Below are 9659 nucleotides of genomic sequence, written 5' to 3'. Positions count from 1 at the left end.
GCCACACAGACGCGGGATGGAGCAGTCTGGTAGCTCGTCGGGCTCATAACCCGAAGGTCGTCGGTTCAAATCCGGCTCCCGCAACCAAACATCAAAAAAGGCTACTCGAAAGAGTGGCCTTTTTTGTATCTGTTGAAAAAGTCCTTTCGCAACAATGATCTGTCACTGTGTAGCAAGCCGTTTGGGGGCCCCATGCGCCGGGTTCAGACTATGCTCTATCGCAGACCGAAGCCTTCACGACCGATGTCGCGCCGTCCCCGCCGCCCGGTGATAGGCGTTAATATTTGTGATTATTTTTTTCCGCAGGGATTGGTAACTTGGCTGGATACCCCCATCCTGTCGCGCACAATCCAAGAGGTGATTGATGCGCGCCAACTCGTCTGATTCACAAGACCCTGTCACAGCGACACAACCGATCAAGGCTGAGCGTCTGCGCCTGCTTGAACTGTTGAGCAAATACCGTCAGCCCATTGGCCTGGCGGTCACCCTGCTGTTGTTCGCGATTGCCCTGATTGCCTGTCGTCACCTGCTGAGCGAACTCGACCTTTACGCACTGCACGACTCGATCCTCGAAGTTCCGCAACCTGCCTTGATGGGCGCACTGGCCGCAACCGTAGCGGGCTTCATCATTCTGCTCGGCTACGAATGGTCGGCCAGCCGCTATGCCGGAGTGAGCCTGGCACCGCGCGAGTTGGCGCTGGGTGGTTTCACGGCCTTTGCCATTGGTAACGCCATCGGACTTTCAATGCTGTCGGGCGGTTCAGTGCGCTATCGCCTCTATGCCCGTCATGGCCTGGGAGCGGCTGAAGTCGCCCGCATGACATTGTTCGCCAGCCTCTCGCTGGGTTGCGCCCTGCCGCCGCTGGCCGCCCTGGCGACGCTCAGCGACCTGCCGGCGGCATCCACCGCCCTGGGGCTTTCCGAGACATTGCTGGGCGCGGTGGCGAGCGCCGTGCTCGTACTGTTTTCAGTGCTGGCCATTGGCATCTACCGTCGTCGACTGCCGGAACAGCCATACCCGGACAACCTGCTGGTCAAGGTCGGCCGCCGCACCTTGCGCCTGCCCGGGCGTCGCCTGACATTCCTGCAATTGATCATCACCGCTCTGGACGTAGCGGCCGCCGCGACCGTGCTCTATCTGCTGCTGCCGGAAACGCCACCCTTTGCTTCGTTCCTGCTGGTTTACCTGCTGGCGCTGGCCGCCGGCGTGCTCAGCCATGTGCCGGGCGGTGTCGGGGTGTTCGAGGCGATTTTGCTGGCGGCGTTTTCCGACACCCTGGGCGCTGCGCCACTGGCCGCTGCCCTGCTGCTCTATCGCTTGATCTACGTGGTCCTGCCCTTGCTGGTGGCCTGCCTGCTGTTGCTGATCAACGAAGGTCAGCGCGTGTTCCAGACACGCCAGACGTTGCGCGCGGCCTCAGGCCTGGCGGCACCGATACTGGCGGTGCTGGTATTTCTGTCCGGTGTTGTCCTGTTGTTCTCCGGCGCCACCCCGGAAATCGACACCCGTCTGGAACACATCGGTTTTCTGATCCCCCATCGACTGGTCGATGCTTCGCACTTTGGTGCCAGCCTGGTCGGCGTTCTTTGCCTGTTGCTGGCCCAGGGGCTGCGTCGCCGGCTGTCGGCTGCGTGGATGCTGACCACCATTCTGTTGCTGGTCGGCGCCCTGCTCTCGCTGCTCAAAGGCTTCGACTGGGAGGAAGCCAGCCTTATGGTGCTGACGGCCAGCCTGCTCGGGGTATTCCGCCGCTCGTTCTATCGCCCCAGCCGACTGACCGAAGTACCGTTCTCGCCGCTGTACCTGGTGGCCAGCCTGTGTGTGCTCGGTGCGTCGATCTGGTTGCTGCTGTTTGCCTATCAGGACGTTCCGTACAGCCACCAGCTCTGGTGGCAGTTCACTCTGGACGCAGATGCCCCCCGCGGCCTGCGTTCGCTGCTCGGGGCTGCCGTGCTGCTGGTGGTGGTGTCGCTGACCTGGCTGCTGCGCACCGCGCGTCCGGTGATCCACCTGCCGACGCCCGACGAACTGGAGCGCGCCAGCAAGATCCTCATGGCTTCGGCCCAACCGGACGGCGGCCTGGCCCTGACCGGTGACAAGGCGCTGCTGTTTCACCCCAATGACGAAGCGTTCCTGATGTACGCCCGTCGCGGCCGCAGCCTGGTGGCACTGTATGACCCGATCGGCCCGGGTCAGCAACGGGCGGAAATGATCTGGCAGTTCCGCGACCTGTGCGACATCTACCACGCCCGCCCCGTGTTCTATCAAGTCCGCGCAGAGAACCTGCCGTACTACATGGACATCGGCCTGACGGCGATCAAGCTCGGCGAAGAAGCCCGGGTCGACCTCAAGCGTTTTGATCTCGAAGCCAAGGGCAAAGAGATGAAGGACCTGCGCTACACCTGGAACCGAGGCACCCGCGACGGTCTGTCGCTGGAGATCTTCGAGCCGGGCCAGGCGCCGATGGATGAGCTCAAGGTGATTTCCGATGCCTGGCTGACCGGCAAGAACGTGCGCGAGAAAGGCTTCTCTCTCGGCCGCTTCAGCGATGACTACCTCAAGCATTTCCGCATCGCGGTGATTCGTTTCGAAGGACGCCCGGTGGCGTTCGCCAACCTGCTCGAGACCTACGGCCATGACCTGGCCAGCCTCGACCTGATGCGCGCGCACCCGGACGCCCCGAAGCTGACCATGGAATTCATGATGGTCGGCCTGATTCAACACTATAAAAATCATGGATACGCGCGTTTCAGCCTGGGCATGGTGCCGTTGTCGGGGTTGCAACCCCGTCGCGGTGCGCCATTGACCCAGCGTCTGGGCTCGATGGTATTCCGCCGTGGTGAGCAGCTGTACAACTTCCAGGGCTTGCGCCGCTTCAAAGACAAGTTCCAGCCTGATTGGGAACCCCGTTATATGGCCGTGCCCGCCGGACTCGATCCGCTGGTTGCGCTGGCCGACACTGCTGCCCTGATCGCGGGCGGCTTGACCGGATTGGTGAAACGCTGATGATTCAACGCTCCTTGCGGTATGTATTGGGCACACTGGTGTTGGTGGCCCTGGTTCTCGGTGGCGGTTACTGGTACCTGAAACGCCCGGCACCGGAACCGACCCTCCAATTGCTGACCCCGGCCGATGGTGCGGCAATGACTCGCGTCATCCCCGGCACCACGCCACACGCCCAGGTACTGGTGGCCGTCAATGAAGACCAGAAGCTCAGCGACAAGCAATTGATGACCCTGAGCCGTAGCGGCTCGGCACAGATTGTCCAGGTGATCCTGCCCAAGGACTGCCTGCTGCAAAGCCGTGCCCTGCAATCGGGCCTCAGAGAGCTCAAAGGCCCGGCGACCCTGGTCAGCGGTATCGGCCCGGGGGCCGTGCTGGCCTGGCGCTGGCTGTCCGAGCAGAAGAACGACAAGGCTCAGGCCGTTTCGGTCGACCTGGCCCTGGAAAAACCCGGCTGCACGCACCTGCTGCCGAAAAGCGCGGCCCACGGCCACTGGCTGGTGGCCTGGAACGACAACCCGGACGACACCAGCGCCGGCTTCGTACGCGATCAACCGAACGCCGAAACCAGCATCAGCGACTACGACATCAACCTGCCGCAAGTGCTGAACAACGAGCTGCGCAAGATCCTCGTCGGTGGTGACAAGGCTGCTGGCGGCCTGCAGATCCCGGTGGTCGAAGTGCCTGCAGGCCAGGCCAGGGACACCGTGACCCTGTTCCTGTCCGGTGATGGCGGCTGGCGCGACCTGGACCGCGATGTGGCGGGCGAGATGGCCAAGATCGGCTACCCGGTGGTCGGCATCGACACCCTGCGCTACTACTGGCAGCACAAGAGCCCGGAGCAAAGCGCGCTGGACCTGGCGGAACTGATGCAACACTACCGACAGAAATGGGGCACCAAGCGCTTCATCCTGACCGGTTATTCGTTTGGCGCAGATGTTCTGCCAGCGATCTACAACCGTCTGGCCGAATCGGAGCAGCAACGCGTTGACGCGATCATCCTGCTGGCCTTCGCCCGTACCGGCAGCTTCGAGATCGAAGTCGAAGGCTGGCTCGGCAACGCCGGCAAGGAAGCCGCCACCGGCCCGGAAATGGCCAAACTGCCAGCCGCCAAAGTGGTGTGCATCTACGGTGAGGAAGAAACCGACGAGAGTGGCTGCACCGACAAGACGGCGGTGGGCGAAGCCATCAAGCTGCCTGGCGGTCATCACTTCGACGAGAACTATCCGGCGCTGGCACAACGCCTGGTGGACATCATCGAGAAGCGGCAGGCGAAGGAAACAGCTGCTCAGGAATGATCCGGCCCCACTGAACAAGAGCCCTCGCTACTTCACGGTAGCGGGGGCTTTTTCATTCCAGCAGGCACCACACATCCCCTGTGGGAGCGAGCTTGCTCGCGATAGCGGTGGATCAGGCAACATCTCTGTTGAATGTGGCACCACTATCGCGAGCAAGCTCGCTCCCACAAGGGTCATCACACCTTTAAGACTTTGCGCTCCCCATCAAAAAGCCCCCACTGCCGCAATGGCAACGGGGGCTTCTTGATGAGGCTTACATCTCCACCTGCGTCCCCAACTCAATCACCCGGTTCAGCGGCAGATTGAAGAAGCGCAAGTTGCCGTTGGCGTTCTGCAACATGAATGCAAACAGCGCCTCACGCCAGCGCGACATGCCTTCGAGCTTGGAGGCAATGACCGTTTCGCGGCTGAGGAAGTAGGTGGTGCGCATCGGACTGAAATCCAGTTCTTCGAGATGACACAGTTTCAACGCCTTCGGTACGTCCGGCTCGTCGGTAAAGCCGAAGTGCAGAATCACCCGATAGAAACCTTCGCCGTAGGCATCGACCTCGAACCGTCGTGTTGGCGGCACCCGCGGGATGTCTTCGTACACCACCGTGAGCAGCACCACCCGCTCGTGCAGTACCTGGTTGTGCAGCAGGTTGTGCAATAACGCGTGGGGCACGGCATCCGGCCGTGCTGTCAGGAACACAGCGGTGCCCTGAACACGATGGGGCGGTTGTACGGCAATGCTGCTGATGAAGATCGGCAGCGGCAATCCACCTTCATCGATACGCTCGACCAGCAACTGCTTGCCGCGCTTCCAGGTGGTCATCAGCACAAACAGCGCGAAACCGGCGATTACCGGGAATGCACCGCCCTGAGCGATTTTCGGCACGTTGGCGGCGAAGTACACACCGTCGACCAACAGGAAACCCAACAGGATCGGCACCACAAGGACCGGTGGCCACTTCCACAGCAACAGGATCACCGCGGACACCAGAATGCTGGTCATCAGCATGGTCCCGGTCACCGCCACACCGTAGGCCGAGGCCAGGGCACCGGAGGATTCGAAACCCAGCACCAACAACACCACGCCGACCATCAGCGCCCAGTTCACCGCGCCGATGTAGATCTGGCCCTGTTCGGCACTGGAGGTGTGCTGGATGTGCATGCGCGGAATGTAACCGAGCTGGATCGCCTGACGGGTCAGGGAGAACGCACCGGAAATTACCGCTTGCGAGGCAATCACAGTGGCCAGTGTCGCCAGGCCTACCAATGGGAGCAATGCCCAACTTGGTGCCAGCAGGTAGAAAGGGTTGCGGGCAGCTTCCGGGTCGCCTAGCAGCAAGGCACCCTGACCAAAATAGTTCAGTACCAGCGCCGGCAGCACGAGAATGAACCAGGCACGAGCGATCGGCTTGCGGCCGAAGTGGCCCATGTCCGCGTACAGCGCTTCGGCACCGGTCAGTGCCAGCACCACGGCACCGAGAATCGACAGGCCCATGCCCGGATGGACCACGAAGAAACGTACGCCCCATGCCGGGTTCATCGCTTGCAGAACTTCCGGATGCTGGCTGATGCCATAGATGCCGAGCGCCCCCAGCACGAGGAACCAGGTGACCATGATCGGCCCGAACAGAATGCCGATGCGCGCCGTACCGTGACGCTGGATCAGAAACAGCGCGACCAGCACTACCAGCGACAGCGGCACGACCCAATGGTCGATGCCTTCGAAGGCCAGCCCCAGGCCTTCGATCGCCGACAGCACGGAGATCGCCGGGGTAATCATGCTGTCGCCATAAAACAACGCCGCGCCAATCAGCCCACAGACCACCAGCAACATGCGCAGTTTCGCATGCCCCGCCGCCGCCCGCCGGGCCAGTGCGGTCAACGCCATGATCCCGCCTTCGCCCTGGTTGTCGGCACGCAGCACAAACATCATGTACTTGATCGACACGACCCAGATCAGCGACCAGAAAATGAGTGCCAGTATCCCCAGCACCCCGTCATGGTTGACCGGCACGCCATAGCCTCCGGAAAACACTTCCTTGAGGGTGTACAACGGACTGGTGCCGATATCGCCATAAACCACCCCGACTGCCGCGACCAGCATACCGATCGGCTTCACCGCCGAATGTTCGACACCGGCAGCCTGACTACTTGCCTGACCCATCCACCACTCCTGATTCTCAGACCCGGGCTTCTTTGAATGAAGCACTATGCTTTGTCGTGCAGCATGCGCTGTTTTACTTCACGTTACAGACGTTTTGTTGACTGTAAAAAATCAGTAAAGCGTGACGGCGCGAAGCATAGCGCAGCACTCGTCGTATTTCCCCGCATAAAGCTGGTCAAGTGAACGACTCATCGCTAGAATTGCGCACTTTTTGATCAGAGGCGCAGTTCAAGCGCCCGTCCGTCGGTTTTGCCCTGCCCGGCAAGCGACGTCACAAAATACCGAGGTTAGACATGTCCACCACTCCTGCGCCGGCCAATCCAAAGGTTGGCTTCGTATCCCTGGGTTGCCCCAAAGCACTGGTCGACTCCGAGCGCATCCTGACCCAGCTGCGCATGGAAGGCTATGACGTCGTGTCCACCTATCAGGACGCCGACGTCGTGGTGGTCAACACCTGCGGCTTCATCGATTCGGCCAAGGCCGAGTCCCTGGAAGTGATCGGCGAAGCCATCAAGGAAAACGGCAAGGTTATCGTGACCGGCTGCATGGGCGTCGAAGAAGGCAACATCCGCGACGTACACCCCAGCGTGCTGGCCGTGACCGGTCCGCAGCAGTACGAGCAAGTAGTCAATGCCGTGCACGAAGTCGTGCCGCCGCGCCAGGACCACAACCCGCTGATCGACCTGGTGCCACCACAAGGCATCAAACTGACCCCGCGCCACTACGCCTACCTGAAGATCTCCGAAGGCTGCAACCACAGTTGCAGCTTCTGCATCATCCCGTCCATGCGTGGAAAACTGGTCAGCCGTCCGGTAGGCGACGTGCTCGACGAGGCCCAGCGCCTGGTCAAGTCCGGCGTCAAAGAGCTATTGGTGATCTCCCAGGACACCAGCGCCTATGGCGTCGACGTGAAGTACCGCACCGGTTTCTGGAACGGCGCGCCGGTGAAAACCCGCATGACCGAACTCTGCGAAGCCCTCAGCACACTGGGCGTCTGGGTGCGCCTGCACTACGTTTATCCGTACCCGCACGTTGACGAGCTGATCCCGCTGATGGCCGCCGGCAAGATCCTGCCGTACCTGGACATCCCGTTCCAGCACGCCAGCCCGAAAGTCCTGAAAGCCATGAAGCGCCCGGCCTTCGAAGACAAGACCCTGGCACGAATCAAGAACTGGCGCGAAATCTGCCCGGACCTGATCATTCGTTCGACCTTCATCGTCGGCTTCCCGGGCGAAACCGAAGAAGACTTCCAGTACCTGCTGAACTGGCTGACCGAAGCCCAGCTCGACCGCGTCGGCTGCTTCCAGTACTCGCCGGTAGACGGTGCACCGGCCAATGACCTGGACCTGGAAGTCGTCCCGGACGACGTCAAGCAGGACCGTTGGGAGCGCTTCATGGCGCACCAGCAGGCCATCAGCTCGGCGCGCCTGCAAATGCGCATCGGCCGCGAGATCGAAGTGCTGGTCGATGAAGTCGACGAGCAAGGCGCGGTGGGCCGCTGCTTCTTCGACGCCCCGGAAATCGACGGCAACGTATTCATCGACAACGGCAGCAACCTCAAGCCGGGCGACAAGGTCTGGTGCAAAGTGACCGACGCCGACGAATACGATCTGTGGGCTGAACAGATCTAAACGCAAAAAATACGCAAAGCCCCGCTCTCTAGACGTGATGCGGGGCTTTTTTACGGCTATCGTTTGAGATTGAAAGGATTCCTATCAACCACTGCACAAGAGGCAGACGGGCATGCGTCAGCATTCGGTCATCCACACGCCGAAACTCGGCGACTACGAAGAGTTGACCCGGGTCTGGGAGGCCTCGGTGCGCGCGACCCACGACTTTCTGCCAGACAGCTACATCGAACTGCTGAAAAACCTGGTGCTGACCCGCTACCTCGACGCGGTGATGCTGATCTGCACCAAGGATTCGAGCCAGCGCATCACCGGGTTCGCCGGCGTCGCGGCCGGCAAGATCGAAATGCTCTTCATCGACCCCGACCATCGCGGCCAGGGCCTGGGCAAGAAATTGCTGCGCTATGCCCTGGAACACCTGAACGCCTACGAACTGGACGTCAACGAACAGAACCCTCAGGCCTTGGGGTTTTACTTCAAGCAGGGCTTCGAAGTAATTGGACGTTCGGACGTAGATGGCATGGGCCAGCCGTATCCGTTGTTGCACATGCGTTTGCGTCAGCCGCAACAATTGACGCGCAATGGCTGACACAACACAAAACAACTGTAGGAGCTGGCTTGTCGGGTCGCCGCATCGCAGCGAAGACGTCGGCACATCCAGCATTGTTTTCACAGAAACACCGCTTTCGCTGGCAAGCCAGCTCCTACAAAAAGCTCTACAGCGCAAATGGAACCGGGATTAACCGGCGTCAGGCAGGTACAATGCCCACCCCCTTTTTGTTACGGCCCTGACATGACAGACCCGATTCGTCTCTCCAAACGCCTCATCGAACTCGTCGGCTGTTCCCGTCGGGAGGCTGAGCTGTTCATCGAGGGCGGCTGGGTCACCGTCGACGGTGTGGTCATCGACGAGCCGCAATTCAAGGTCGACACCCAGAAAGTCGAGCTTGATCCAGAAGCCAAGGCCACCGCGCCGGAACCGGTGACCCTGCTGCTCAATGTGCCCGCAGGCATGGATGCAGACACCGCCATGGCCACTCTCGGCGCCGAGACCCTGAGCGAAGAACATCGCTACGGCAAGCGCCCGTTGCGCGGACACTTCCTGCGCCTGACCGCCAGCACCGACCTGCAGGCCAATGCCAGCGGTCTGCTGGTGTTCACCCAGGACTGGAAAATCCTGCGCAAACTCACTGCCGACTCCAGCAAGATCGAGCAAGAGTATGTGGTCGAGGTTGAAGGCGAGATGGTGGCTCACGGCCTCAACCGTTTGAACCACGGCCTGACCTACAAGGGCAAGGAACTGCCGGCGGTCAAGGCCAGTTGGCAGAACGAGAACCGCCTGCGCTTTGCCATGAAGAACCCGCAACCGGGCATCATCGCCCAGCTGTGCCAAGCCGTCGGCCTGAAGGTCGTCGCCATCCGCCGCATCCGCATCGGCGGCGTGTCCATCGGCAAAGTGCCCGTAGGGCAATGGCGTTACCTGTCCGGCAAAGAGAAGTTCTAAGGCTTCCCGCGCCACCACACCTTTCGGCGCTGCTGTTTTCGGCGGCGCCCATAGCCGAATTATCAGGACT

General features: G+C 61.1%; 6 protein-coding genes and 1 tRNA gene. 6 read left to right on the top strand and 1 reads right to left on the bottom strand.

From position 1 onward, the window contains the following. Positions 1 to 10: 10 nt before the first annotated feature. From KGA81_RS14225 to KGA81_RS14215, 3 genes are all read left to right on the top strand, one after another. A tRNA-Met gene (locus tag KGA81_RS14225) sits at positions 11 to 87 on the top strand. A gap of 277 nt (positions 88 to 364) precedes the next feature. Beyond that, the gene (gene mprF / locus KGA81_RS14220) at positions 365 to 3007 is read left to right on the top strand and encodes a bifunctional lysylphosphatidylglycerol flippase/synthetase MprF (protein ID WP_223546792.1); all 2643 of its coding nucleotides are present in this window, start codon (positions 365 to 367) and stop codon (positions 3005 to 3007) included. Then, positions 3007 to 4302 (top strand): virulence factor family protein, encoded by a 1296-nt coding sequence (locus KGA81_RS14215; protein WP_223546790.1) that lies wholly within the window; start codon positions 3007 to 3009, stop codon positions 4300 to 4302. Before mprF ends, KGA81_RS14215 begins: the two co-directional genes overlap by 1 nt. 253 nt (positions 4303 to 4555) lie before the next feature. Here the strand turns inward: KGA81_RS14215 and KGA81_RS14210 are convergent, their stop codons facing one another. Continuing rightward, the gene (locus tag KGA81_RS14210; RefSeq protein ID WP_223546787.1) at positions 4556 to 6457 is read right to left on the bottom strand and encodes a potassium transporter Kup; all 1902 of its coding nucleotides are present in this window, start codon (positions 6455 to 6457) and stop codon (positions 4556 to 4558) included. A gap of 293 nt (positions 6458 to 6750) precedes the next feature. Here KGA81_RS14210 and rimO point away from each other — a divergent pair, with 293 nt between their 5' ends. The 3 genes from rimO (at position 6751) to KGA81_RS14195 (ending at position 9589) form a co-directional block, all read left to right on the top strand. Further along, on the top strand, positions 6751 to 8088 hold the full coding sequence (gene rimO / locus KGA81_RS14205) for a 30S ribosomal protein S12 methylthiotransferase RimO (protein ID WP_003222282.1): 1338 nt from the start codon (positions 6751 to 6753) through the stop codon (positions 8086 to 8088). Between the two features lie 112 nt (positions 8089 to 8200). Next, positions 8201 to 8674, top strand: a complete 474-nt coding sequence (locus KGA81_RS14200) for a GNAT family N-acetyltransferase (RefSeq protein ID WP_223546785.1) — start codon at positions 8201 to 8203, stop codon at positions 8672 to 8674. Positions 8675 to 8878: 204 nt separating this feature from the next. Beyond that, positions 8879 to 9589: an rRNA pseudouridine synthase gene (locus tag KGA81_RS14195; RefSeq protein ID WP_007992725.1), complete on the top strand. Its 711-nt coding sequence runs from the start codon at positions 8879 to 8881 to the stop codon at positions 9587 to 9589. The last annotated feature ends 70 nt before the right edge of the window (positions 9590 to 9659 follow it).

The sequence above is a fragment of the Pseudomonas sp. A-B-19 genome (assembly GCF_019947515.1).
GTDB lineage: Bacteria > Pseudomonadota > Gammaproteobacteria > Pseudomonadales > Pseudomonadaceae > Aquipseudomonas.
Note: the sequence above shows the minus strand (reverse complement) of the source record. Positions and strands in the feature narration are given on the sequence as shown.

Coding starts and splice junctions, on each gene's coding strand:
- mprF (WP_223546792.1), top strand. CDS start 365: ATGCGCGCCAACTCGTCTGATTCACAAGACCCTGTCACAGCGACACAA.
- KGA81_RS14215 (WP_223546790.1), top strand. CDS start 3,007: ATGATTCAACGCTCCTTGCGGTATGTATTGGGCACACTGGTGTTGGTG.
- KGA81_RS14210 (WP_223546787.1), bottom strand. CDS start 6,457: ATGGGTCAGGCAAGTAGTCAGGCTGCCGGTGTCGAACATTCGGCGGTG.
- rimO (WP_003222282.1), top strand. CDS start 6,751: ATGTCCACCACTCCTGCGCCGGCCAATCCAAAGGTTGGCTTCGTATCC.
- KGA81_RS14200 (WP_223546785.1), top strand. CDS start 8,201: ATGCGTCAGCATTCGGTCATCCACACGCCGAAACTCGGCGACTACGAA.
- KGA81_RS14195 (WP_007992725.1), top strand. CDS start 8,879: ATGACAGACCCGATTCGTCTCTCCAAACGCCTCATCGAACTCGTCGGC.